The sequence below is a fragment of the Streptomyces sp. NPDC002867 genome, from assembly GCF_053591895.1.
On the sequence record NZ_JBSFUR010000004.1, the window covers coordinates 179,226 to 202,082 of the forward strand.

Sequence of the window (22,857 nt, forward strand, 5' to 3'; positions counted from 1 at the left end):
GGCTCACGACCCCGCGTTGACGTTGGACAGGACGACGGCGGCGACGGCCAGGACGACGGAGCCCGCGAGCAGCGCACCGAGGTAGGTCTGCACGTTGCCGGTCTGCGCGCGGCGCACGGCGCTGCCGAGCAGGCGGGCGCCGGTGCCCGATCCGCTGACGTAGGTGTCGACGACCTCGCGGTCGAGGAAGCGGACGAGCTGCGCGGCGGCGCGTGCCGGTCGGACGAACAGCGCGGAGTAGACAGCGTCGACGTGGAATCCCGCCGCGGCGTGCCGATGGAGCGGGCCGAGCAGCAGCCGGGCGGGGTCGGACGGGTCGGGAGCCGCCGCGATCGATCCGTAGGCGGGGGTGTGGGCCGCGATCGCCTCGGCCTCCGAGACGGCCGGTTCGGCGCCGGGGTGAGCGGCCACGGCGCCGATGGGGGGACGTGCGGCGGCCGCCGTGGTGTGCCGCCACGCCCCGTAGGTGACCAGTCCGCCGACCAGGGCGACGCCGGTGCCGAGGACGGCGGTGGTGACGGTGGGGGTGAGGGCGTGGCCGTCGAACCAGCCGGGCAGCCGGTCGAGGGTCAGGCCGAAGGCGAGTGACGGCACGGCGAGGACCCAGAGCACGGTGGTCATGGCGACCGGCTCCCGGCCGTGGTCGGGTGCCTCGGCACCGCGGCCGCGGAAGGCGAGCAGCCACAGCCGCATCGCGTAGGCGGCGGTGAGGACGGCGGTCAGCAGTCCGGCGACCAGCACGGTCCAGCCGGCGCCGGTGGGGGCGACGGCGGAATCGCCGAGCGCGTTGTGCTCGGCGGCGACCAGGACCGCTTCCTTGGAGAAGAAGCCGGCGAAGGGAGGGATCGCGGCGAGCGCGAGCAGCGCGACGGTCATCGTCCAGTAGGCGTCGGGCACGCGCTTGGCCAGGCCGCTCATCCGGGACATGGCGGCGAGCGAGTTCGTGCCGGCGGCATGGATGATCACGCCGGCGGCGAGGAAGAGCAGCGCCTTGAACGCACCGTGGGACAGGAGGTGGAAGACGGCGGCGCCGCGGTCGCCGACGGCCAGTGCCCCCGACATGTAGCCGAGCTGGCCGATGGTCGAGTAGGCGAGGACGCGCTTGATGTCGTCCTGGGCGAGCGCGGCGAGCGCCGAACCGACCATCGTGACCGCCGCCATGGCGGCGAGGACGGTCATGGCCGCGGCGGACGCGGCGAAGACGGGAAGGAGGCGGGCCACGAAGTAGACACCGGCCGCGACCATCGTCGCGGCGTGGATCAGCGCGGAGACGGGCGTGGGGCCCGCCATCGCGTCGGGAAGCCAGGTGTGCAGCGGGAACTGCGCCGACTTGCCCGCCACGCCCGCGAGGAGCAGGAGTGCCACCAGGGTGGGGTGGTCGATGGCGTCAGCGGCGACGGCGCCGAGGATGCCGCTGATGCGGAAGGTGCCCGCGTCGGCGGCGAGCGCGAACAGACCGATCAGGAAGGGGACATCACCGAGCTTGGTGACCAGGAACGCCTTGAGGGAGGCGGCACGCGCCTCGGACGTCTCCCAGTAGTGGCCGACGAGGAAGTACGAGCAGATGCCCATGATCTCCCAGCCCACGAGCAGCACCATCAGGTCGCCGGAGTAGACGACGAGCAGCATGGCGGACGTGAACAGGGAGATGAGCGACGCGTACGAGGGGTAACGCGGGTCGCCGCGGAGATAGCCCGTCGAGTAGATCTGCACGCAGGACGCGACGATCCCGACCAGCACGGCGACGAGCGCCGCGAAGCCGTCGATGTGCAGGGCGAGGTCGATGGGGACCGAGCCGGTGGGCGTGAGCTCGGTCGACGCGGTGATGGTCCGCCCGCCTTGCTGGCGCGCGGCGACGAAGACGGCGAGAGCGGCGGCGGCGAGCGTGGGCAGGACGGCCAGGGGGCGGACGAATCCGGGGGCGGCGCGGCCGAGGAGGAGTCCGGCGGCGGCGCCGAGGAACGGAAGAAGGGGGACGAGAACGGCGAGGGTCGTCGTGGTCACGCGGTGGCCTCGGCCTTCTCCTCGCGGTCTGCGGGTGTGTCGCTGTCGTCGGGTGTGCCGCTGTCGTCGGGTCCGGTCGGCTCGGCCGTGTCACGGAGGCGGTCGACGTCGGAGCTGCCGCGGTTGCGGTAGACCATCAGCACGATCGCCAGGCCGATCCCGATCTCGGCGGCGGCGATGGCGATGATGAACAGGGTGAGTGCCTGGCCGGCGTGGAGCGTGTCGCGCAGCCACACGTCGAAGGCGACCAGGTTGAGGTTGACCGCGTTGAGCATCAGCTCGACGGACATCAGTACGAGGATCGCGTTGCGGCGTGCCAGGACGCCGTACAGCCCGATGCTGAAGAGGAGGACGGCGAGCACGGCGGGATAGGCGAGATGCATCAGCTCTTCCCCTCTCGGGCCGTACGGTCGGCCGCACCGTCGCGGCCCGTGCGGCCGGCCCGGTCCGGCGGCACGGGACCGGTCGCGGCGGGCGGTTCCGGGTCCCGGCGGGACAGCACGATCGCGCCGACGAGGGCGGCGAGCAGGAGGACGGAGAGCGCTTCGAACGGCAGCACCCAGTGCCGGAAGAGGATCTCGCCGGACACCTTGGTGGATCCCTGCACGGGTCCGTCGAGGTCGATCCAGGTGGTACGGAACGCGTCCACGACGACCCAGACCAGGGCCGCCGCGGCGGCGGCGGCCACCGGGAGGGCCACCCACCGGTTGCCCGAATCGGCGTCCGGGGAGCGGCCGATGGGGGCCTTGGTGAGCATCAGCCCGAAGAGAAGGAGGACGACCACGGACCCGACGTAGATCAGGACCTGCACCCACGCGATGAACTCGGCGGTGAGCAGGAGGTACTCGACGGCGAGGCCGCCGAGCGTCACGACCAGCCAGAGCGCGGCATGCACCAGTTGCCTGGTCGTGACGGTGACGAGGGCCGCGCCGAGCGTGGCGAGGCCGACGAGCAGGAAGGCGATCTCGACGCCGGTCGGCGAGAGGAAGCCCTGGGGCGCGGAAGCGGCGGCGAGCGTCATGCGGGGCCTCCCTGTCCCGGTTCGGCGCCGGGCTCGGTGCCTGGTTCGGTGCCGGTGTGGGCCTGGACCGCTGCCGCCTCCTCGGCGGCCGCGAGCTTCTCGGCGGCCTTGCGGGCGGCCGCGATCTCCTTCGGCTCCTCGGCGCCCGGGTCGAGTGCGGGCGGCGCGGGCACCGTCCACATCCACTCGCGGAGCTTGTCTCGCTCGTGGGTGAGTTCGTGGATGTCGGTCTCGGCGTACTCGAATTCGGGCGACCAGAACAGCGCGTCGAAAGGACACACCTCGATGCAGATACCGCAGTACATGCAGAGCGAGAAGTCGATGGCGAACCGGTCGAGGACGTTCCGGCTGCGCTCACGGCCTCCGGGGGAGGCCGCGGGGACGGTCTCCTTGTGGGAGTCGATGTAGATGCACCAGTCGGGGCACTCACGGGCGCAGAGCATGCAGACCGTGCAGTTCTCCTCGAACAGGCCGATCACGCCGCGGCTGCGCGGCGGGAGCTCGGGCAGGACGTCCGGGTACTGCGCGGTGACGTGCTTCTTCGTCATCGTCCGCAGGGTGACGGCAAGGCCCTTGGCGAGGCCGCTGCCGGGGATCGGGGACATTACTGGATCACCACCTTGACGATGCCGGTGAGGGCGATCTGGGCGAGGGCGAGGGGGACGAGGGCCGTCCAGGCGAGCTTCTGCAGCTGGTCCTCGCGCAGCCGCGGATAGCTCACGCGCAGCCAGATGACGAGGAAGGCCAGCAGCGCGGTCTTGAGGAGGGTCCACACCCAGCCGAGCCCGTCGGCACCGAACGGACCGTGCCAGCCGCCGAGGAAGAGGACGGTGGTCAGACCGCACAGGACGACGATGCCCGCGTATTCGGCGAGCAGGAACAGGGCGAAACGGAGGCCGGTGTACTCGGTGTACGCACCGAAGATGATCTCGGAGTCGGCGACCGGCATGTCGAAGGGAGGACGCTGCAGTTCGGCGAGACCGGCGACGAAGAAGACGACGGCGCCCACGATCTGCCAGGGCAGCCACCACCACTCGAAGGCGTTCAGGATGCCGGGCAGTGAGACCGTGCCGGCCGCCATGGCGACGGACGCGGCGGTGAGCAGCATCGGCAGTTCGTATGCGAGCAGCTGAGCGGCGGTACGCAGGCCGCCGAGAAGGGAGAACTTGTTGGCCGACGCCCAGCCCGCCATGAGTGACCCGAGCACGCCGACGCCCATGACCGCGAGGACGAAGAAGATGCCGGCGTCGACGACCTGGCCGACCGCGCTCTCGCTCGGACCGATGGGGATCGCGACGAGGACCAGGAGGTAGGGCAGCAGGGCGACGGCCGGCGCGAGTTGGAAGATGCGGCGGTCGGCGTCCGCCGGGACCACGTCCTCCTTCTGCGCGAACTTCACGCCGTCGGCGACGAGCTGGGCCCAGCCGTGGAAGCCGCCGGCGTACATGGGGCCGAGGCGTCCCTGCATGTGGGCCATGACCTTGTGCTCGGTCTGCCCGATGATCAGCGGGAGGACCATGAACACGGCGAAGACGACGATGAGCCGGAAGGCGACGTCGAGGGCGTCGTTCACGCGGGGTCGCCTCCGGAAGGTCGGTTCGGCTCCTCGGCCTCGGGCTCGGGTGCGGCCTCGGGCTCGGGTGCGGGCTCGGGCTCGGGCTCGGGCTCAGGCTCGGCGCGTGGCGCGGGCTCGGGTGCGGGCGTGGCTGCGGGGGCTTCTCCGGGCGTCCCCGCCTCCTCGGGGGCCGTGCCGGGCGCGCTCGCGGGCGGTTGCTGATCGTCGAAGGCGGGGCGGGCGTGGTGCCAGGGGGCGTCGGAACTGCGGGTACGCGGGCCGGCAGGAGTTTCCTTGCCCGCATCCCCCGCATCCCCCGCAGCCGCCGCAGCCGCCGCAGCCGCCGCAGCCGCCGCAGCCGCCGCCTGTGACGCCGAACCCTCGCTCGCCGTGCGGGTACGCCGAGCCGGACGGGCCTCGCCCGCATCGCCCGGAGCCGCAGGGGCTTGTGACGCCGAACCCTCGCTCGCACTGCGCGTACGCCGAGCCGGACGGGCCTCGCCCGCATCGCCCGGAGCCGCAGCTGCCTGCGACGCCGAACCCTCGCTCGCCGTGCGGGTGCGGCGCGGCGGGCGGTCGGCCGTCGCGCCGGGGGCCGCGGCCGCACGCGGGGTGCGGGCCGGCCGGGCCGGTGCGGGCGGGAGCTGGCCCTTCAGCGGGCCCCACTCGTTCGGGTCGGGGACGCCGGGCGGCAGCATCTGGCGTCGCTTGGGCCCGCCGTGCTCGGACTCCCCCGGCTCCTTGGCACCCGGCCAGGCCTTGGCCACCCGGGCGGCCAGGACGAAGTCCTTGCGCAGAGGGTGCCCTTCGAAGCCCTCGGGAAGGAGCAGGGGATCAAGGTGCGGATGCCCGGTGAAGTCGACGCCGAACATCTCGTGCGTCTCGCGCTCGTGCCAGCTCGCGCCCGCGTAGACGTCGACGGCGGTCGGCAGCGAGGGGGCGCTGTGCGGGACGGTGGTGCGGACGAGCAGCCGGCGGACCGCACGGCCCTCCAGGGAGACGACGTGCGCGCACACGCGGAAGCCGATGCCCGGTTCGTCGACCGCGCTCAGCCAGTCGAAGTAGGTGCAGCCCAGCTTGTCGCGGGCGATCTCCAGCGCCGCGATCCAGGTGCCGGCGGGGACGTCGACGGTGAGGAGGTCGTAGCCGCGTTCGGCGGTGGCCTCTTCGCCGAAGATCTCGGTGACGGCGTCCGGGAGGCTGTCGTACGGGTTCACCGCTCGCCCTCCGATCCGGCGTCGGGGCCCGCGCCGGGGGTCAGGGGCGGGCTGACGAGACCGCTGCGCAGTGCCGCGGTGGACGGGCGGGTTCCCCCGCCGTGCCCGTAGCGCTCGCCGAGCGACTCGCGGGCGATCTTCTCCTGCAGCTTGAGGATTCCCTGAAGCAGCGCCTCCGGACGCGGCGGGCAGCCGGGCACGTAGACGTCGACGGGGATGATCTGGTCGACGCCCTTGGTGACGGAGTACGAGTCCCAGTAGGGACCCCCGCAGTTGGAGCAGGCGCCGAAGGAGATGACGTACTTGGGCTCGGGCATCTGCTCGTACAGACGCTTCACGGCGGGGGCCATCTTGTCCGTCACCGTGCCGGAGACGATCATCAGGTCGGCCTGGCGCGGGCCCGGCGCGAAGGGGATCACGCCGAGGCGGATGAAGTCGTGCCGGGCCATGGAGGCCGCGATGAACTCGATCGCACAGCAGGCGAGCCCGAAGTTGAAGACCCACAGGCTGTAGCGGCGGCCCCAGTTGAGGACGACCTTCATCGGCTCGGGGGCCAGGCGCGCCAGGGCGCCGAGCCGCCGGGGCTCGGGAAGGTCCACGGGAGTCACGCCCATGTCAGGACGCCCTTCTTGTACGCGTAGAGCAGTCCCACGGCCAGGAAGCCGAGGAAGATGAACATTTCGACGAGCGTCGTCGCGCCGTAGCCCCCGGCGGCGAAGACGGTCGCCCACGGGAAGAGGAAGATCGAGTCGACGGCGAAGATCACGTACAGGAAGGCGTAGACGTAGTAACGGACCTGGGTGTGGGCCCAGCCCTCGCCCACGGGGTCGACACCGCACTCGTAGGTGAGCAGCTTCTCCGGCGTCGGCACCACCGGCCGCAGCAGCCGCCCGGCGCCGAAGGCCACGGCGACGAACAGCACGCCGATCACCGCGAGCAGTCCGACGACCGAGTAGCTCTGGAAGTAGTCCGCCGCGGTGACGACCACGGTCGTTTCCGGCACGTCCGCCCTCGCTCCCTGACTCGTTGACCTCGTCGGCGCCTGTTCGACGGCGTTCGACGTCGTCGGTCCCTACGCACCGGAGTCTAGGCCCTGCTAAAGGGAGCGTAAGCAGTCGCGTCAGGGATCAGGTGGGGTTGTCCCCACCTGATCCCACCCAGGAACCCCATGGCGTGCGCTGTCCCCGCCCGGCAGGCTGGCCCTCATGACCGCGAGCAACGCCTCTCCGGACAACGGAGGACCGCCCCCCGTGCGCTTCGCTCTCGACCGCCGCACCTGGAAAGAGGTCGCGCACCTGCTGGGCGATTTCCCCCTCTCGCTGCTCGCCTTCGTCTACGTCGCGGTCACCGTGGTCGTCGGTGTGGGCCTGTCGGTCACCGTGATCGGCCTGCCCCTGCTGGCCCTCGGGCTCGCGGGCGCGCGCCGGATCGGTCGGGCGGAGCGGGCCAGGGCCCGCGCGCTGCTCGGCGTGGAGGTCGACGAGCCCAGCCCGCTCGGCCGTCCCCAGGGCGGCGGCCTGGTCCCCTGGGTCTGGTCGCGGCTGAAGGACCCGGTGGCGTGGCGGACGGTGCTGTACTCGTTCGTCCGGCTGCCGTGGGGTGTGCTGACGTTCGCCCTCACGCTGGTGGGGCTGATCGTGCTGTGGCCGGTGCTGCCGTTCCTGGCGCGTGCCATGGCGAGTGCGGACCGTGCGATGGTGCGCGGCCTGCTGTCGCCGTCGGACGAACTGGAGCGGCGCATCGCCGAGTTGGAGTCCGACCGGGGCGTCGTGGTCGACACCGCCGCGGCCGATCTGCGCCGTATCGAACGCGATCTGCACGACGGCGCGCAGGCGCGGCTGGTCGCGCTCGCGATGGGGCTCGGCCTCGCCAAGGAGAAGCTCCTGGAGGATCCCGACGCCGCGGCGGCGATGGTCGACGAGGCGCACGGCGAGGTGAAGCTCGCGCTCCAGGAGCTGCGGGACCTCGCCCGCGGCATCCACCCCGCCGTGCTCACCGACCGCGGGCTCGACGCCGCGCTGTCCGCGATCGCGTCCCGCTGCACAGCCCCGGTGGCGGTGACGGTCGATCTGACCGAACGGCCCGCGGAGGCGATCGAGGGCATCGCGTACTTCACGGTCTCGGAGCTCCTGCAGAACGTCAGCAAGCACGCGCGGGCGACCCGTGTGTCGGTGGACGTGTGGCGGACGGACGAGCGGCTGCTCATCCAGGTCGTGGACGACGGCAGGGGCGGGGCGCGGCTGGACGGCGGCACCGGGATGGCGGGCCTGGCCGAACGGCTGGGCGCCGTGGACGGCCTCTTCGCGCTGGACTCGCCGGCGGGCGGCCCGACCACGGTCACGGCCGAGCTGCCCTGGCGCGCGCGGACGGCGCACGGCGGGCGCTGAGGCCCGCGGTCGCCGGCGCCGAGGACCGGGATCGCGGCGCCGAGGACCGCGGTCGCCGGCGCTGGACCGGGGTCTCCGATTCGCGGTCGCCGAGGAGACGGGATCGCCGGCCCTCAGGAAGGGTGCGGATCGGCCCGCCGCACGAGGGCGACGCCGGGCCGCCGGCCGCCTCCCGTGGTGGGGAAAACCCCCCGCGCGAACGGATACCGCCCTCATGGTGGGCGACGCGCCCCGCCAGCAGGCTTGTGGACATGACAGCCCGCCCCGCAGAACGAGACCTCATCGCAGAACGGACCACGTCGATGGCCATGGACCACGGATACGGCGCAGTGCCCCGGGCACGCACGCACTTCCTGCCCCCCGTACTGCGCGCGCCGCTGGAGGGCAGGACCTGGCGGGAGTTCGGATGGATCCTGCTCAGCCTGCCCATGAGCGTGCTCCTCTTCGCCTTCGCCGTCTCCCTGACCGCCGCGAGCGCCGGACTGCTCGTCACCTTCCTCGGTGTGCCGCTGCTCGCGGGGTCGTTCGCCGTGCTGCGCGGGTTCGGCGCGGTGGAGCGGGTCCGCGCCAGGGCTCTGCTGGACGTGGACGTCGCCGCGCCCGAGCCCGTCCGGGTCAGGAGGAGCGGCGCCGCCGCCTGGATCGGGGGCGTCCTCAAGAGCGGGGCCTCCTGGCGGCATTTGCTGTACGCGGTCCTCCACTTCCCGTGGGCCGTCTTCGGCTTCTGCCTCGCGGTGCCCCTGTGGACGTCGGGCTGGGCGCTGTTCCTCTACCCGCTGTGGCAGTGGGTCTTCCCCATGTACGCCGGCATCGACGGGCTGCAGCTCTACGGCGACGGAACGCACAGCTTCTACCTCGACTCCCTCTTCGAGATCGCCGTCACCAGCCTCATCGGCCTGCTGCTCACCCTGGCCACACCCTGGGTCGTCCGCGCGCTGACCGGCGTCGACCGGCTGATGGTGGCCGGGCTGCTCGGCCCCTCCCGGCTGGCCACCCGCGTCGTCGAGCTGGAGTCGGACCGGGGCGTGGTCGTCGACACGGCCGCGGCCGATCTGCGCCGTATCGAACGCGACCTCCACGACGGCGCCCAGGCCCGGCTCGTCGCGCTCGCCATGGACCTCGGGCTCGCCAAGGAGAAGCTGTCCGAGGACCCGCAGGCGGCGGCCCGCATGGTCGACGAGGCGCACGGCGAGGTGAAGGTGGCGCTGCAGGAGCTGCGCGACCTGGCCCGCGGCATCCACCCCGCCGTGCTCACCGACCGCGGCCTCGACGCCGCACTGTCCGCCGTCGCCTCCCGCTGCGCGGTGCCGGTGAGGGTCGAGGTCGACCTGGACCGCAGGCCGGCGGCGGCGATCGAGGGCATCGCGTACTTCACGGTCTCGGAGCTCCTGCAGAACGTCAGCAAGCATGCGCGGGCGACCCGGGCCTCGGTCGACGTCTGGCGCTCGCAGGACCGGCTCATGCTGCAGGTGACGGACGACGGCAGGGGCGGCGCGGCCCCGGCGGCGGGCAGCGGTCTGGCCGGGCTCGCGGACCGGCTGGGCGCGGTGGACGGCATCCTCGCCGTCGATTCGCCGGCGGGCGGCCCGACCACCGTCACGGCGGAGCTGCCCTGGCGCGGCTGATACGCCGCGCCCGGGCACCACCGGCCCGGCCCCGCGACGCACCGGAGCCGCCCGGCCCCACCGGTCCGCCCCCGCCCCGGTCGGCGACGCACCCGAAGCCCTGCCCGCCCCCTGACGCCGTCGTCCCCTCAGCCCCTCCGCCCCCCGCTGCGTCCCCCGGACGCGCGGCGCCCGGCCCTGCGCATGCCTGCCGGACAGCCGCGGCATCCCGGCAATACCGCCGGCCTGGACCCGATCTCGAGACGAAGCTGGAATGCTGGGCAGCGCAGGCGCGGAAGGATCATCGAACAGGGGGGACGCAGGACTGTGGAGGACAGGGTGCGGGTGGTCATCGCCGAGGATTCGGTACTGCTCCGGGAGGGTCTGACCCGGCTGCTGACCGACCGCGGGCACGACGTCGTGGCGGGCGTCGGCGACGCGCAGGCACTGATCAAGACCGTTGCCGAGCTGGCGGACCAGGACGCGCTGCCGGACGTCGTGGTCGCCGACGTGCGGATGCCGCCCACCCATACGGACGAGGGCGTCCGGGCCGCGGTGCAGCTGCGTCGCGAGCACCCCGCGGTCGGCGTGCTGGTCCTGTCGCAGTACGTGGAGGAGCAGTACGCGACCGAGCTGCTCGCGGGCAGCACCCGCGGGGTGGGCTATCTGCTGAAGGACCGGGTAGCCGAGGTACGAGAGTTCGTGGACGCCGTCGTGCGAGTGGCCCGCGGAGGCACCGCGCTGGATCCGGAGGTCGTGGCGCAGCTGCTCGGCCGGAGCCGCAAGCAGGACGTCCTCGCCGGGCTCACCCCCCGGGAACGGGAGGTCCTCGGTCTGATGGCCGAGGGCCGGACGAACTCGGCGATCGCCAAGCAGCTCGTCGTGAGCGACGGCGCGGTGGAGAAGCACGTGAGCAACATCTTCCTCAAGCTCGGCCTCTCCCCCAGCGAGGGGGACCACCGGCGTGTGCTGGCCGTGCTGACGTACCTGAATTCCTGAACTTCCGCCCGCCGCATCCGGCGGCGGCGGCGACACCCGGGGCCCAGGACCGAAGAATGACGAGGGGAAGAGATACGCGAGAGGATCCTGGGACGGGTGAAGCGTGACAAACCATGGCGACACGACGTCTCATAGGGGCGTCCAACATATGAGCGGTCCAGGGAAGGCGACCCTTACCGTCGTAGGGTTGCCAGTGGGACGGTCGGTGGACCGGCCGCCCGGAGGAGCCGCCTCGAGGGAGGTCCAGTTCAGTGACCAGCCAGGTCAGTAGCGCGGCCGATCAGGCCGACGAGGCCAACGGCGGCCATGAGGCCGTCGTCGGCGAGCAACGCAGGCCCGCGGGCGACAAGGAGATCCGCCGACTGGACCGGGTGATCATCCGCTTCGCGGGTGACTCCGGTGACGGCATGCAGTTGACGGGTGACAGGTTCACCTCCGAGACGGCGTCGTTCGGCAACGACCTGTCCACGCTGCCGAACTTCCCCGCGGAGATCCGGGCCCCCGCCGGAACCCTGCCGGGTGTCTCCAGCTTCCAGCTGCACTTCGCCGACCACGACATCCTCACGCCCGGCGACGCGCCGAACGTGCTGGTCGCGATGAATCCGGCGGCGCTCAAGGCCAACATCGGCGATGTGCCGCGCGGCGGCGAGATCATCGTCAACACGGACGAGTTCGCCAAGCGCGCGATGGCCAAGGTCGGCTACGACACCTCTCCGCTGGAGGACGGCTCGCTGGACGCGTACCACGTCCATCCCGTGCCGCTGACGACGCTGACCATCGAGGCGCTCAAGGACTTCGGCCTCTCCCGCAAGGAGGCCGAGCGCAGCAAGAACATGTTCGCGCTGGGGCTGCTCAGCTGGATGTACCACCGGCCGACCGAGGGCACGGAGTCCTTCCTGCGGACGAAGTTCGCGAAGAAGCCGGCCATCGCCGAGGCGAACATCGCCGCCTTCCGCGCCGGCTGGAACTTCGGCGAGACGACCGAGGACTTCGCGATCTCCTACGAGGTCGCCCCGGCCACCAGCGCCTTCCCCACGGGCACGTACCGCAACATCTCCGGCAACCTCGCCCTGTCCTACGGCCTGATCGCCGCGAGCAAGCAGGCCGATCTCCCGCTGTACCTGGGCTCGTACCCGATCACCCCGGCCTCGGACATCCTGCACGAGCTGTCCAAGCACAAGAACTTCGGCGTGCGCACCTTCCAGGCCGAGGACGAGATCGCCGGGATCGGCGCTGCGCTGGGCGCGGCGTTCGGCGGTTCGCTGGCGGTGACCACCACCTCCGGTCCGGGTGTGGCGCTGAAGTCGGAGACGATCGGGCTCGCCGTGTCGCTGGAGCTGCCGCTGCTGGTGGTGGACATCCAGCGCGGCGGTCCCTCCACCGGTCTGCCGACCAAGACCGAGCAGGCGGACCTGCTGCAGGCCATGTACGGGCGCAACGGCGAGGCGCCGGTGCCGGTCGTCGCCCCCCGCACCCCGGCCGACTGCTTCGACGCGGCTATCGAGGCGGCCCGGATCGCGCTGACGTACCGGACCCCGGTCTTCCTGCTGTCCGACGGGTACCTCGCCAACGGATCCGAGCCCTGGCGCATCCCCGACATCGACGAACTGCCCGACCTGCGCGTCCAGTTCGCCACCGGACCGAACCACACGCTGGACGACGGCACCGAGGTGTTCTGGCCCTACAAGCGCGACCCGCAGACGCTGGCCCGCCCCTGGGCGCTGCCCGGCACGCCCGGCCTGGAGCACCGCATCGGCGGCATCGAGAAGCAGGACGGCAGCGGCAACATCTCGTACGACCCGGCCAACCACGACTTCATGGTCCGCATCCGGCAGGCCAAGATCGACGGCATCGAGGTGCCCGACGTCGACATCGACGACCCGGACGGCGCTGGGACCCTGGTGCTCGGATGGGGCTCGACGTACGGCCCGATCACGGCCGCCGTACGCCGCCTGCGGGCCGCGGGGCTGCCCATCGCGCAGGCCCATCTGCGCCACCTGAACCCCTTCCCGGGGAATCTCGGGGACGTGCTCGGGCGTTACCCGAAGGTAGTGGTACCGGAGATGAACCTCGGCCAGCTCGCCGCCCTGATCCGGGCGAAGTACCTGGTCGACGCGCAGAGCCACACCCAGGTGAACGGGATGCCGTTCAAGGCGGAGCAGCTCGCAGAAGCTCTCAAGGAGGCCATCAATGACTGAGGCGCTCTCGCTGGTGCCCAAGGCCGAGGCCAAGCAGTCCATGAAGGACTTCAAGTCCGATCAGGAAGTGCGCTGGTGCCCCGGTTGCGGTGACTACGCGATCCTCGCCGCCGTGCAGGGCTTCATGCCCGAGCTCGGCCTGGCGAAGGAGAACATCGTCTTCGTCTCCGGCATCGGCTGCTCCTCGCGCTTCCCGTACTACATGAACACGTACGGGATGCACTCCATCCACGGCCGCGCCCCCGCCATCGCGACCGGACTCGCCTCCTCCCGCCGCGACCTCTCCGTCTGGGTCGTCACCGGGGACGGCGACGCGCTGTCCATCGGCGGCAATCACCTGATCCACGCCCTGCGCCGCAACGTGAACCTCAAGATCCTGCTGTTCAACAACCGGATCTACGGCCTCACCAAGGGCCAGTACAGCCCGACCTCCGAGCTCGGCAAGATCACCAAGTCGACGCCGATGGGGTCGCTGGACGCCCCGTTCAACCCGGTCTCCCTGGCGCTGGGGGCCGAGGCCTCGTTCGTCGCGCGCTCCGTCGACTCCGACCGCAAGCACCTCACCGAGGTGCTGCGGCAGGCCGCCGACCACCAGGGCACCGCGCTCGTCGAGATCTACCAGAACTGCAACATCTTCAACGACGGCGCGTTCGAGATCCTCAAGGACAAGCAGCAGGCGGAGGACGCCGTGATCCGGCTGGAACACGGCAAGCCGATCCGGTTCGGCCCCGAGCTGTCCAAGGGCGTGGTCCGCGACGAGCGGACCGGTGACCTCGCGGTGGTGCGGGTGACGGCGGAGAACGAGTCCCGGGTCCTCGTCCACGACGCGCACAACCCCAGTCCCACCACGGCCTTCGCGCTGTCCCGGCTCGCCGACAACGACACGCTGCACCACACGCCCATCGGCGTCCTGCGCAGCGTGGAGCGGCCGGTCTACGACACGCTCATGGCCGACCAGCTCGAAACGGCCGTGGAGCGGAACGGCAAGGGCGATCTCGCGGCGCTCCTCGCCGGCAACGACACCTGGACGGTCGTCGGCTGAGGCCGCCCCACTCGCGAAAGGGCCGGGAGCAGTGCTCCCGGCCCTTTCGCGTGCGCGTCGGCGGGCGGGGGCGCGGACCTGGTCAGGCGGTCTCCGCCGCGCGGACCTTCCCGTCGTCGTACGCTGCCCGGGCCGCCTGCACGTCGGCCACCCGCCGCTCCGTCCAGCGCGCGAGGTCCCACACCTGCCGGGCGGCCTCCCTGCCCAGCCCGGTGAGCGAGTAGTCGACGCGCGGCGGGATGACGGGCTTGGCGTCGCGGTGCACGAAGCCGTCCCGCTCCAGCGTCTGGAGGGTCTGGGCCAGCATCTTCTCGCTGACGCCGCCGACGTGCCGGCGCAGCTCGCTGAACCGGTACGAGCGCTCCAGCAGGGCGGCGAGCACGAGCACGCCCCAGCGGCTGGTCACGTGCTCCAGGATCAGCCGGGACGGGCACATCTCGCGGTTCACGTCCGGGGCGCCGGCCCCGTTGCTGCTTACGGCCATGCCAGTACCTTACGTCAAAGTGGGTACTTTCGAATTGTTAGCGCTCTCCCTAGGGTGGTTTCACCAGGCGGATGACGCACATGCCGTACGCGAAACGGAGAAACCACCCATGAGCATCGTTGTCACCGGAGCCACCGGAGCCCTCGGCCGTCTCGTCGTCGACGAGCTGCTCGCCACCGTCCCGGCCGACCGGATCGCCGCGGTGGTCCGCGACAAGGAGAAGGCGGCGGACCTCGCGGCGCGCGGCGTCGAGCTGCGGATCGCCGACTACAGCGAGCCGGCCACCCTCGACGGCGCCTTCCGCGCACGGGACCGGGTGCTGCTGATCTCCGGCAGCGAGGTCGGCCGACGCGTCGCGCAGCACGCCGCCGTGATCGAGGCGGCGAAGGCCGCGGGCGTCGCACAGCTCGCGTACACCGGCGTACTGGGCGGGCCGGACGCGGACTTCGACCTGGCGGCCGAGCACAAGGCGACCGAGCAGCTCGTCCTCGACTCCGGCCTGCCGTACACCTTCCTGCGCAACGGCTGGTACACCGAGAACTACACGTGCAACCTCGGCCCCGTGCTGGAGCACGGCACCGTCGTCGGGAGCGCCGGCGACGGCCGGATCGCCTCGGCCACGCGCGCCGACTACGCGGCCGCCGCGGCCGCTGTGCTGACGGGCGAGGGCCACCTGGGCGCGGCCTACGAGCTGAGCGGCGACGACGCGTGGTCCCTCGCCGAGTACGCCGCCGAGCTGTCGCGGCAGACCGGCCGCACCATCACGTACACCGAGGTCCCGGCCGAGACGCACCTCGGCATCCTCACCGGCGCGGGTGTTCCGGAGCCGTTCGCCCGCATCCTCGTCGACGTCGACAGGGCCATCGGCCGCGGACTACTGGCCCGCACCACCGGCGATCTGGCGCGGCTGGCCGGGCGGCCCACCACGCCGCTCGCCGAGACGGTCGCGGCGGCGCTGGCCACCTCCTGACCCCACGCCTCGGCGGCCGCCGCCCCGCCCGCGCCGGGCACGATCCGTCATGACCGTATGGCGATACGGACATGACATAGCGCCCTCGCGCGCGTACCTTCTTGGGGGAACGCGCGCGCAGGGGCAGGAGGGTCAGTGAAGTCGCAGAACGAACAGCGGGCAGGGCTGCTGTACGGGATCGGCGCCTACGGCATGTGGGGCCTGGTCCCCCTTTTCTGGCCTCTGCTCAAGCCGTCGGGGGCGATGGAGATCCTGGCCCACCGGATGGTGTGGTCCCTGGCGATCGTGGCGGTCACCCTGCTCGCGCTGAAGCAGTGGGGCTGGGTACGCGAACTGGTGCGGCAGCCGCGCAAGCTGGGCCTGATATCCGTCGCCGCGACGGTGATCACCGTCAACTGGGGCGTCTACATCTGGGCCGTGAACTCCGGCCATGTCGTCGAGGCCTCGCTGGGCTACTTCATCAACCCCCTGGTCACCATCGCCATGGGCGTCCTGCTGCTGAAGGAGCGCCTGAGGCCCGCGCAGTGGGCGGCCGTGGGCATCGGCTTCGGCGCGGTGCTGGTCCTGGCGATCGGCTACGGCCGGCCGCCGTGGATCTCGCTGACGCTCGCGTTCTCCTTCGCCACCTACGGGCTGGTGAAGAAGAAGGTCAACATCGGCGGCCTGGAGTCGCTGGCGGCCGAGACGGCGATCCAGTTCCTGCCGGCGCTCGGCTTCCTGCTGTGGCTGGGGGCGAACGGCTCGTCGACCTTCGGCTTCCACGGCGCCGGCCATGCGGCGCTGCTCGCCGCGACGGGTGTGGTGACGGCCGCACCGCTGGTCTGCTTCGGCGCCGCGGCCATCCGGGTGCCGCTGTCGACGCTGGGGCTGCTGCAGTACCTGGCGCCGGTGTTCCAGTTCCTGCTGGGGATCCTGTACTTCCACGAGGCGATGCCCGCCGAGCGGTGGGCCGGGTTCGCGCTGGTGTGGCTAGCGCTGACGTGCCTGACGTGGGACGCGCTGCGGACGGCCCGCCGGACCAGGGCACAGGCGCTGCGTCTCGCGGCGGACGCCCTGAAAACGGCGCCGCCCGAGACCGCCCCCCTGCCGGAGGCGTCCTTGACGCCCCAGGCGCCCGCCGCCCAGCCGGACCGCACAGCCTGACCCGCGGCAGCCGGACGCCTGCACCCCTCGCCCCGACCGGCCGGGACCGCCCCCACTGAGCGCGCCTGCCGGTGGGGAGCGCCCGCGCACCGGGCCACGCCCGGATCGGGCCGCGCCCCGGGCACAAGGTGCGCAGGGCCGCCTGTCGACCGCCGGCGGTCGATACACCCTCACCCTCGCCCTCTCCCGGTGACGCGCCCGGCAGGGCCCAATCTCCACTCGAACGGCCCAGCTCCGCCTCCGGGCGCAGGCCACCCCTGGGGGCCGGTGTTACCACCGGAGGACGAGGCCCGGTCACACGGACCGCGGAACCCACAGAGCGGAGCGAGCGCGTCATGTCCCCACCCCTCGCACTTTCGATCGACTTCGGTCAGGGAATCACCGACGCGTGGTCCGCAGTGGCCAGGTTCATTCCGAAGTTCCTCGCCTTCCTGGCGATCCTGATCATCGGCTGGGTCGTCGCCAAGGCGATCGCCAAGGTCGCCGACCGCCTCCTGCGCAAGGCCGGCTTCGAGCGCATGGCCGAGCGCAGCGGTGTCTCGAACACCCTCAGGGACTCGAAGTACGACGCCACCGGCATCATCTGCAAGATCCTCTACTACGCGATCATGCTGATCGCCCTGCAGCTGGGCTTCGGGGTCTTCGGACCCAACCCGGTGAGCACGATGATCAACGGCATCGTCTCGTGGATCCCGAAGGCGATCGTCGCCTGCGTCATCGTCGTCGTCGCCATGGCCATCGCCCGCGCCGTCCGCGACATCGTCCAGGGCGCCCTCGGCGAGACCTCGTACGGCCGGGTGCTCGCCACCGTGGCCTGGGGCTTCATCGTGGCGCTCGGCGTCATCGCGGCGCTCAGCCAGGCGCAGATCGCGACGGCGGTCACCGGGCCCGTCCTCATCGCCGTGCTCGCCGCCATGGCGGGCATACTGATCGTGGGCGTCGGCGGTGGTCTCGTCAACCCGATGCGCGAGCGCTGGGAGCGCTGGCTGGCCACGGCCGAGGCCGAGTCGGGCCGCGCCAAGGACACCCTCACCGCCTACCAGCGCGGCCGCGCGGACGCCGCCGCCGGGCAGCCCGTCACCGAGCGCCGGCCCGGCCGTGCCCGCGGCACCGATACGCGTGGCAGCCAGGACAGGGGGTGGGGCGAGGACATGCCCCCCGGGACGGGCACCGGTCGCGACCCGATGTGACCCCGCGGGTCCGTGTGCCTCACCGGGACACAGCGCACGGGCAGGGCCCGGTCGACGGCCGTCGACCGGGCCCTGCCCGTCGGTCGCGCCAGGCGGCGTCGAGCAGATCGTGCTCGCGGATCAGCCAGCAGACCGCCGTGAGCCGCGGGGTGGCGAAGTCGTAGCCGACCGGCTCCGACCAGTCGATCTCCGACAGCCAGTCGGTGAACCCCAGGACGTAGTCCGTGAGATCCTCACGGCGCAGCACCTCGCCCGGCTCCGCGCGCACCGGGGATCCGGACCGGCGCTGCCTGGGCACCAGCGGCACCAGCGCGTCCCGGACGGCGGCCGCGTGCTGGTCGACGGCGGCGACGAGCCCCGGCTCGAAGGCGAACTCCGAGAGCCGGGGCATGTACGCGGCGGCCACGCCGACCAGCGGGCAGCCGGGCGGCCCGCCGAGGGGCGAAGCATCCATCCCCTCACGTGAGACCGGGAACAGAGCGCTCAAGACGTGACGTCGGTCGCAAAGCGCCCGTGCCGGACGGCCGGTCACTCCCGTCCCCGGCCGGCGCCCAGCGCCCTCTCCACCTCGGCGGCCACCGCCCTCCAGTGCGCCCTGCGGCGCTCGCGCTCCTCCGCGTCCGCCAGGCGCTCCTGGTGGAACCGGAACACCGCCCCGTCGCCGGAGCGTGCGGCGGAGACGGCGACCTGCACGGTGCTCGTGCCGTACGTCACGCGGATGCGGTCGCCGGGACGGCAGGAACGGAGCTCGCCCGTGACGCCGTCGGCCGTCTCGTAGGTCTCCCCCTTCACCGCGGGCAGCCGCGCGCCCTTGCCCAGCCACAGCTCCACCCCCTCGGGGCTCACGAGGAAGTCCCACACGGCCGCGGCCGGCAGCGGCAGGGTCCTGGACACGCCGATCTCCCAGCCCGCGTCCCTGGTCAGTCCGGTGGTCATGATCCGTCTCCCTCGGCCTGGCGTGCGCGGTGCGCCCGCATCTTGCTGCGGTTGCCGCAGTGCTCCATCGCGCACCGGCGACGGCGGCCGGGCCGCGAGGTGTCGACGAAGAGCAGGTAGCAGTTGTGCGCGGCGCACTCGCGGATGCGGTGCGCGTACGGACCGTGACGAGCTCCACGGCGTCGCGCGCGACGGTCGACAGCAGCGGGGCCACCCAGGCCCGCTCGGGCATCCACTGCCGCGATCCGTCCTCCACGATGCCGAAGGCGAGGGGCGGCTCGGCGGCGGCCGCGTCCACCGTCGCCACATCCGCCGGGTCGGGATCGCGGGCGTGCACGTGGGCGCCGGCCATCCGCCACAGGGCGTCCCGCAGCCGGCGGACCGCCGCCAGGCAGGCGTCGTCGACGTCCAGCAGGAGGCCCCCGGGCAGGCGGCCGGCCGTCACCCGGCGCAGGAGGCCGGCCGGCTCGTCCAGCACCTCGTAGCGAGCGAACTCACCCGGTCCGCCCGTGGTCAGCAGTCCAGAACAGAGCGCCCCCGCGTCGAAGCGGTGGGGGCGCCCTTCCCGTGTTCGCAGTTCCAGTCCCGGCGATTCCGTTGCCGTCCCACCCATGTAACCACTATGACCGGTTGCCATGACACTGCACTGGAAGCTCGTTGTCGACGCCTCCGACCCGCACGCCCAGGCGGACTTCTGGGCCGAGACCCTCGGCTATCTCGTCGAGGACAACAGCCGGATCGTCGAGCAGGTCCTCGGCTACGGCGGCGTGCCTGTCGAGGCCACCGTGGAATCGCACGGCCGGCGCGCATGGCGCGATCTGGCCGCCGTCCGCCATCCGGACGACCCCTACGACGAGAACACCGGCGGGGGACTCGGGCGGCGCATCCTCTTCCAGCGCGTCCCGGAGGCGAAGACCGTCAAGAACCGCCTCCACATCGACGTGCACGCCGCGCCCGGCGAGAGGGACGCGGAGGCGGAGCGGCTGCTGCGACTGGGGGCCACGGTCGTACGGCACGTGAAGGAGCCCGGCGGGGAGTGGGTGGTGATGGCGGACCCGGAGGGCAACGAATTCTGCGTGCAGTAACGACTGTTCGGATGTTCGGCATACGAACACCCGTGTCCGGATCCCGCTCTTGACGGTACGTCAACATCTCACTGAACATTCAGCACGCACAGCGCACGTCAAGCTCCAGCGCCCCGGGCCCCGCCGGCCCGGGGCGTCACGCACGTTCCGTTCCATCCCCGTACGGAATCCGGAGCCCCCACATGAACCTCTCCGTTCCCAGACGCACGCTCGCGGCCACCGCCTTCGCCCTCGCCGGCCTGCTCGCGGCCGGCGCGCCTGCGGCCACCGCCGCACCCGGTGCACCGAGCGCCCCGGCGGCCGCGCTCGCCGCACCCGACATACCCCTCGCCAACGTCAAGGCGCACCTCACCGAGTTCCAGTCCATCGCCACCGCCAACGGCGGCAGCCGGGCGCACGGCAGGCCCGGCTACAAGGCGTCCGTCGACTACGTGAAGGCGAAACTGGACGCGGCCGGATTCACCACATCCGTCCAGCAGTTCACGTACAACGGCACGACCGGCTACAACCTGATCGCCGACTGGCCGGGCGGCGACCTCAACCAGACCGTCATGGCCGGCGCCCACCTCGACTCGGTCTCCTCCGGCGCCGGAATCAACGACAACGGCTCGGGTTCGGCCGCCGTACTGGAGACCGCGCTCGCCGTCTCCCGCGCGCAGCTGAAGCCCGTCAAGCACCTGCGCTTCGGCTGGTGGGGCGCGGAGGAGCTGGGCCTGGTCGGCTCGCGACAGTACGTGAACAGCCTGCCGACGACGGAGCGTTCGAAGATCTCCGGCTACCTGAACTTCGACATGATCGGCTCGCCGAACCCCGGCTACTTCGTCTACGACGACGACCCGGCGATCGAGCAGACCTTCAAGGACTACTTCGCCGCGCTCGGCGTCCCGACGGAGATCGAGACCGAGGGCGACGGCCGCTCGGATCACGCGTCGTTCAAGAACGTCGGCATACCCGTCGGCGGCCTGTTCACCGGCGCCAGCCGCACCAAGACGAGCGCGCAGGCGCAGAAGTGGGGCGGCACGGCCGGTCAGGCCTTCGACCGCTGCTACCACTCCTCGTGCGACACCACGTCCAACATCAACGACACCGCGCTGGACCGCAACAGCGACGCCGTCGCCCATGCGATCTGGGCCCTGTCGGCCGGCACCACCGTCCCGCCCGGCGACTTCTTCGAGAACGCCGCCGACGTCGCCGTCCCGGACGCCGGAGCGGCCGTCACCTCGACCGTGACCGTCTCGGGGCGCACGGGCAACGCCCCGGCCGCCCTGAAGGTGGGGGTGGACATCAAGCACACCTGGCGGGGCGACCTGGTGATCGACCTCGTCGCGCCGGACGGGACCGCGTACCGGCTGAAGAACTCCAGCAGCGGCGACTCTGCGGACAACGTCATCACGACGTACACGGTGGACGCCTCGACCGAGGCGGCCAACGGCGCCTGGAAGCTGCGGGTGCAGGACGTGGCGCGGTACGACACCGGCTACATCGACAGCTGGAGGCTCACCTTCTGACGGCTCCGGCCCCGGCGAGGCCGGAAAGCCACCGCCGCGGGCCCGCGGCCGGCCAGGCCGTCCGGCGCCTCGTCCCATGAGCGCGCCCCGCCGTACGGGGAGTACGGCGGGGCGGCGGGGCGGATACCGCGGCGGGCCTGGCCGCAGCCGGCCCGGCCGCGGCCGCTACTTGTCCTGGTTGGCCGCCTCGACCAGGGCGTCCTTGGTCACGGCGCCGACGTAGACCGTGCCGTCGTCCGTCAGCAGGGCGTTGACCAGGCGCGTCGAGAAGACCGTGCCCTCGCCGAACGCGCCGGTGACCTTGTCCCCGAAGGCGTCCAGGAACTGCTGGGCCTCGGCCGGGACGTCGCCCTTCTCCGGAGCCTCGGCGCCCGCTCCGCCGGGCGCCTCGATCCGGGCGATGGAGGTCCAGCCCTCGCCGATGACGTCCGGACCGGCGAAGTCCGCCAGGCCGCCCTCGAACTCCTCGCGGGCGTGCTTCTCCCCCTCCAGCCTGTCGGCCTCCGTCACCTTCGCCCCCTTGGGCGGGGTGAAGTCGAAGGTCGAGGCGGCGGGCCGGGAGAAGTCGACCTTGGTGAAGCCCGCGTCGACGACGGCCTTGCCGCCGCTGCTCGGCGTGAGCGTGAACTTCAGCGGGGTGCCGGTCTCCGCGTCCACCGCGATGGTGACCGAACCGACCGTCGAGCCCTTCTGCTCGGGCTTGACGACCAGCTTGTACGCGTCCCGGCCGGCCACCTTGGCCGTGCCGCCGACGGTGATCGACGTCGTGCCCTCGGAGGCCTTCAGCACCTCGTCAGCCAGCTCCTTCGGCGTGGCCGGCAGGTCCTCCCCCCGCTTCTCGGCGGAACCGGGGCCGTCCTCGCCCTTGCCGGCCTCCTCGGCGTGGAAGACCTCGTTCGAGGCGCTGTCGTAGCCCCACATCTCGTCGCCGTTGTGGATCAGGCTGTACTCGGCCGAGTCCCGCAGGATCGAGATCTTCTGGCGGTCGGGCCCGTCGGCCGCGATCCGCAGCGTGTGCGTGCCCGAGGCGAGCTCGGTCAACTGCGCCTGCGGGTCGGCGGAGGAGCCCTCGGCGCCCTCGCCGCCCGCCCCCGCGAGCGAGCCGGCCAGACCGTCGAGCGCGGGCAGTCCCAGGTCGGTGGTGATCTTGACGGTGCCGGAGAGCTGCTCGGTGTCGGACGCGGCGATCTTCTCGATCAGCTGCTGGGCGGTGATCTTCGGCAGATCGGGGTCACCGGAGGCGGCGAGCGCCGGGACGAGCCCGATCGTCCCCGCCGCGACCCCGGCCACCGCGAGGGGGACGAGATAGCGGGAGGCCTTGCGGCGCCCCGCCGCGAGGCCGTCGGCCGCCTCGGTGGAGTGTGCGCTGTCGTTCGGTGCCATGGTGTGCCCTACCTCCGTGGTTGGTCAGGGGTGGTGTTCACCATCTGACCAAAACGGCCGCGGGGAAGCGTCAGCCCGCGGGCGCAAACCCGCGTACCCCTCTGGGATGACACCGGCCACCCTCAAGTCCC

The 22,857-nt window shown here is 72.1% G+C and carries 22 protein-coding genes and 1 pseudogene; 10 read left to right on the plus strand and 13 right to left on the minus strand.

Features of this window, described 5'->3' with window-relative positions; genetic code table 11:
* Positions 1–3: 3 nt before the first annotated feature.
* Genes ACWD0A_RS05485 through ACWD0A_RS05520 form a run of 8 tightly spaced genes read right to left on the minus strand, consistent with a single transcriptional unit; the run spans position 4 to position 6,800 of the window.
* On the minus strand, positions 4–2,004 hold the full coding sequence (locus tag ACWD0A_RS05485; protein ID WP_451294832.1) for an NADH-quinone oxidoreductase subunit 5 family protein: 2,001 nt from the start codon (positions 2,002–2,004) through the stop codon (positions 4–6).
* Complete coding sequence (gene nuoK, locus ACWD0A_RS05490) at positions 2,001–2,387, minus strand: NADH-quinone oxidoreductase subunit NuoK (RefSeq protein ID WP_451294834.1); 387 nt, start codon at positions 2,385–2,387, stop codon at positions 2,001–2,003. The genes ACWD0A_RS05485 and nuoK overlap by 4 nt, the downstream gene beginning before the upstream one ends.
* Positions 2,387–3,025 (minus strand): NADH-quinone oxidoreductase subunit J family protein, encoded by a 639-nt coding sequence (locus tag ACWD0A_RS05495; protein ID WP_307714015.1) that lies wholly within the window; start codon positions 3,023–3,025, stop codon positions 2,387–2,389. Before ACWD0A_RS05495 ends, nuoK begins: the two co-directional genes overlap by 1 nt.
* The gene (locus ACWD0A_RS05500) at positions 3,022–3,630 is read right to left on the minus strand and encodes a NuoI/complex I 23 kDa subunit family protein (protein ID WP_451294836.1); all 609 of its coding nucleotides are present in this window, start codon (positions 3,628–3,630) and stop codon (positions 3,022–3,024) included. Before ACWD0A_RS05500 ends, ACWD0A_RS05495 begins: the two co-directional genes overlap by 4 nt.
* The gene (locus tag ACWD0A_RS05505) at positions 3,630–4,598 is read right to left on the minus strand and encodes a complex I subunit 1/NuoH family protein (RefSeq protein ID WP_451294838.1); all 969 of its coding nucleotides are present in this window, start codon (positions 4,596–4,598) and stop codon (positions 3,630–3,632) included. The genes ACWD0A_RS05500 and ACWD0A_RS05505 overlap by 1 nt, the downstream gene beginning before the upstream one ends.
* Positions 4,595–5,797 (minus strand): NADH-quinone oxidoreductase subunit C, encoded by a 1,203-nt coding sequence (locus ACWD0A_RS05510; protein WP_451294840.1) that lies wholly within the window; start codon positions 5,795–5,797, stop codon positions 4,595–4,597. The genes ACWD0A_RS05505 and ACWD0A_RS05510 overlap by 4 nt, the downstream gene beginning before the upstream one ends.
* Complete coding sequence (locus ACWD0A_RS05515; RefSeq protein WP_307714021.1) at positions 5,794–6,411, minus strand: NADH-quinone oxidoreductase subunit B; 618 nt, start codon at positions 6,409–6,411, stop codon at positions 5,794–5,796. Before ACWD0A_RS05515 ends, ACWD0A_RS05510 begins: the two co-directional genes overlap by 4 nt.
* The gene (locus ACWD0A_RS05520) at positions 6,402–6,800 is read right to left on the minus strand and encodes an NADH-quinone oxidoreductase subunit A (RefSeq protein WP_177148552.1); all 399 of its coding nucleotides are present in this window, start codon (positions 6,798–6,800) and stop codon (positions 6,402–6,404) included. The genes ACWD0A_RS05515 and ACWD0A_RS05520 overlap by 10 nt, the downstream gene beginning before the upstream one ends.
* Before the next feature lie 202 nt (positions 6,801–7,002).
* Between ACWD0A_RS05520 and ACWD0A_RS05525 the strand changes: the two genes are divergently transcribed.
* From ACWD0A_RS05525 to ACWD0A_RS05545, 5 genes are all read left to right on the plus strand, one after another.
* The gene (locus ACWD0A_RS05525; RefSeq protein WP_451294843.1) at positions 7,003–8,184 is read left to right on the plus strand and encodes a sensor domain-containing protein; all 1,182 of its coding nucleotides are present in this window, start codon (positions 7,003–7,005) and stop codon (positions 8,182–8,184) included.
* Between the two features lie 302 nt (positions 8,185–8,486).
* Entirely contained in the window at positions 8,487–9,809 is a 1,323-nt protein-coding gene (locus ACWD0A_RS05530) for a sensor histidine kinase (RefSeq protein ID WP_451295069.1), read from the plus strand.
* A gap of 318 nt (positions 9,810–10,127) precedes the next feature.
* Entirely contained in the window at positions 10,128–10,787 is a 660-nt protein-coding gene (locus ACWD0A_RS05535; protein WP_309140359.1) for a response regulator transcription factor, read from the plus strand.
* A 251-nt stretch (positions 10,788–11,038) separates the two neighbouring features.
* A complete protein-coding gene (locus ACWD0A_RS05540) occupies positions 11,039–12,985 on the plus strand; it encodes a 2-oxoacid:acceptor oxidoreductase subunit alpha (protein ID WP_451294845.1) in 1,947 nt (648 codons plus the stop codon).
* Positions 12,978–14,027 carry a 2-oxoacid:ferredoxin oxidoreductase subunit beta gene (locus ACWD0A_RS05545; RefSeq protein WP_451294847.1) on the plus strand — a complete coding sequence of 350 codons (1,050 nt, stop codon included), beginning with the start codon at positions 12,978–12,980 and terminating at the stop codon, positions 14,025–14,027. The genes ACWD0A_RS05540 and ACWD0A_RS05545 overlap by 8 nt, the downstream gene beginning before the upstream one ends.
* A gap of 82 nt (positions 14,028–14,109) precedes the next feature.
* Here the strand turns inward: ACWD0A_RS05545 and ACWD0A_RS05550 are convergent, their stop codons facing one another.
* Entirely contained in the window at positions 14,110–14,511 is a 402-nt protein-coding gene (locus tag ACWD0A_RS05550) for a winged helix-turn-helix transcriptional regulator (RefSeq protein ID WP_451294849.1), read from the minus strand.
* 109 nt (positions 14,512–14,620) lie between these two features.
* On the opposite strand from ACWD0A_RS05550, the gene ACWD0A_RS05555 reads away from it, so the two are divergent.
* From ACWD0A_RS05555 to ACWD0A_RS05565, 3 genes are all read left to right on the plus strand, one after another.
* Entirely contained in the window at positions 14,621–15,481 is an 861-nt protein-coding gene (locus ACWD0A_RS05555; protein WP_451294851.1) for an SDR family oxidoreductase, read from the plus strand.
* Positions 15,482–15,616: 135 nt separating this feature from the next.
* Entirely contained in the window at positions 15,617–16,624 is a 1,008-nt protein-coding gene (gene rarD, locus ACWD0A_RS05560) for an EamA family transporter RarD (protein ID WP_451294853.1), read from the plus strand.
* 335 nt (positions 16,625–16,959) lie between these two features.
* Positions 16,960–17,814, plus strand: coding sequence for a membrane protein (locus tag ACWD0A_RS05565; RefSeq protein ID WP_451294855.1), 855 nt, complete (start codon positions 16,960–16,962; stop codon positions 17,812–17,814).
* 19 nt (positions 17,815–17,833) lie between these two features.
* Here the strand turns inward: ACWD0A_RS05565 and ACWD0A_RS05570 are convergent, their stop codons facing one another.
* From ACWD0A_RS05570 to ACWD0A_RS05580, 3 genes and pseudogenes are all read right to left on the minus strand, one after another.
* The gene (locus ACWD0A_RS05570) at positions 17,834–18,268 is read right to left on the minus strand and encodes a DUF6401 family natural product biosynthesis protein (protein ID WP_451294857.1); all 435 of its coding nucleotides are present in this window, start codon (positions 18,266–18,268) and stop codon (positions 17,834–17,836) included.
* A gap of 74 nt (positions 18,269–18,342) precedes the next feature.
* The gene (locus ACWD0A_RS05575; protein WP_451294859.1) at positions 18,343–18,750 is read right to left on the minus strand and encodes an SRPBCC family protein; all 408 of its coding nucleotides are present in this window, start codon (positions 18,748–18,750) and stop codon (positions 18,343–18,345) included.
* Positions 18,747–19,363, minus strand: a pseudogene (locus tag ACWD0A_RS05580) (CGNR zinc finger domain-containing protein). The gene ACWD0A_RS05575 and the pseudogene ACWD0A_RS05580 overlap by 4 nt, the downstream one beginning before the upstream one ends.
* Before the next feature lie 22 nt (positions 19,364–19,385).
* Here ACWD0A_RS05580 and ACWD0A_RS05585 point away from each other — a divergent pair.
* Complete coding sequence (locus tag ACWD0A_RS05585; protein ID WP_451294861.1) at positions 19,386–19,835, plus strand: VOC family protein; 450 nt, start codon at positions 19,386–19,388, stop codon at positions 19,833–19,835.
* Positions 19,836–20,017: 182 nt separating this feature from the next.
* Positions 20,018–21,343 (plus strand): M28 family metallopeptidase, encoded by a 1,326-nt coding sequence (locus tag ACWD0A_RS05590; protein WP_451294863.1) that lies wholly within the window; start codon positions 20,018–20,020, stop codon positions 21,341–21,343.
* A gap of 165 nt (positions 21,344–21,508) precedes the next feature.
* On the opposite strand, the gene ACWD0A_RS05595 is transcribed toward ACWD0A_RS05590, so the two are convergent.
* Entirely contained in the window at positions 21,509–22,726 is a 1,218-nt protein-coding gene (locus ACWD0A_RS05595) for a LolA family protein (protein WP_451294865.1), read from the minus strand.
* Positions 22,727–22,857 lie beyond the last annotated feature (131 nt).

Excerpts from the sequence above, each read along its gene's own strand:
- nuoK (WP_451294834.1), bottom strand. The coding sequence starts at position 2,387 with ATGCATCTCGCCTATCCCGCCGTGCTCGCCGTCCTCCTCTTCAGCATC.
- ACWD0A_RS05495 (WP_307714015.1), bottom strand. The coding sequence starts at position 3,025 with ATGACGCTCGCCGCCGCTTCCGCGCCCCAGGGCTTCCTCTCGCCGACC.
- ACWD0A_RS05500 (WP_451294836.1), bottom strand. The coding sequence starts at position 3,630 with ATGTCCCCGATCCCCGGCAGCGGCCTCGCCAAGGGCCTTGCCGTCACC.
- ACWD0A_RS05515 (WP_307714021.1), bottom strand. The coding sequence starts at position 6,411 with ATGGGCGTGACTCCCGTGGACCTTCCCGAGCCCCGGCGGCTCGGCGCC.
- ACWD0A_RS05525 (WP_451294843.1), top strand. The coding sequence starts at position 7,003 with ATGACCGCGAGCAACGCCTCTCCGGACAACGGAGGACCGCCCCCCGTG.
- ACWD0A_RS05530 (WP_451295069.1), top strand. The coding sequence starts at position 8,487 with ATGGCCATGGACCACGGATACGGCGCAGTGCCCCGGGCACGCACGCAC.
- ACWD0A_RS05545 (WP_451294847.1), top strand. The coding sequence starts at position 12,978 with ATGACTGAGGCGCTCTCGCTGGTGCCCAAGGCCGAGGCCAAGCAGTCC.
- ACWD0A_RS05550 (WP_451294849.1), bottom strand. The coding sequence starts at position 14,511 with ATGGCCGTAAGCAGCAACGGGGCCGGCGCCCCGGACGTGAACCGCGAG.
- ACWD0A_RS05555 (WP_451294851.1), top strand. The coding sequence starts at position 14,621 with ATGAGCATCGTTGTCACCGGAGCCACCGGAGCCCTCGGCCGTCTCGTC.
- ACWD0A_RS05565 (WP_451294855.1), top strand. The coding sequence starts at position 16,960 with ATGTCCCCACCCCTCGCACTTTCGATCGACTTCGGTCAGGGAATCACC.
- ACWD0A_RS05570 (WP_451294857.1), bottom strand. The coding sequence starts at position 18,268 with ATGGATGCTTCGCCCCTCGGCGGGCCGCCCGGCTGCCCGCTGGTCGGC.
- ACWD0A_RS05575 (WP_451294859.1), bottom strand. The coding sequence starts at position 18,750 with ATGACCACCGGACTGACCAGGGACGCGGGCTGGGAGATCGGCGTGTCC.
- ACWD0A_RS05585 (WP_451294861.1), top strand. The coding sequence starts at position 19,386 with ATGACACTGCACTGGAAGCTCGTTGTCGACGCCTCCGACCCGCACGCC.
- ACWD0A_RS05590 (WP_451294863.1), top strand. The coding sequence starts at position 20,018 with ATGAACCTCTCCGTTCCCAGACGCACGCTCGCGGCCACCGCCTTCGCC.
- ACWD0A_RS05595 (WP_451294865.1), bottom strand. The coding sequence starts at position 22,726 with ATGGCACCGAACGACAGCGCACACTCCACCGAGGCGGCCGACGGCCTC.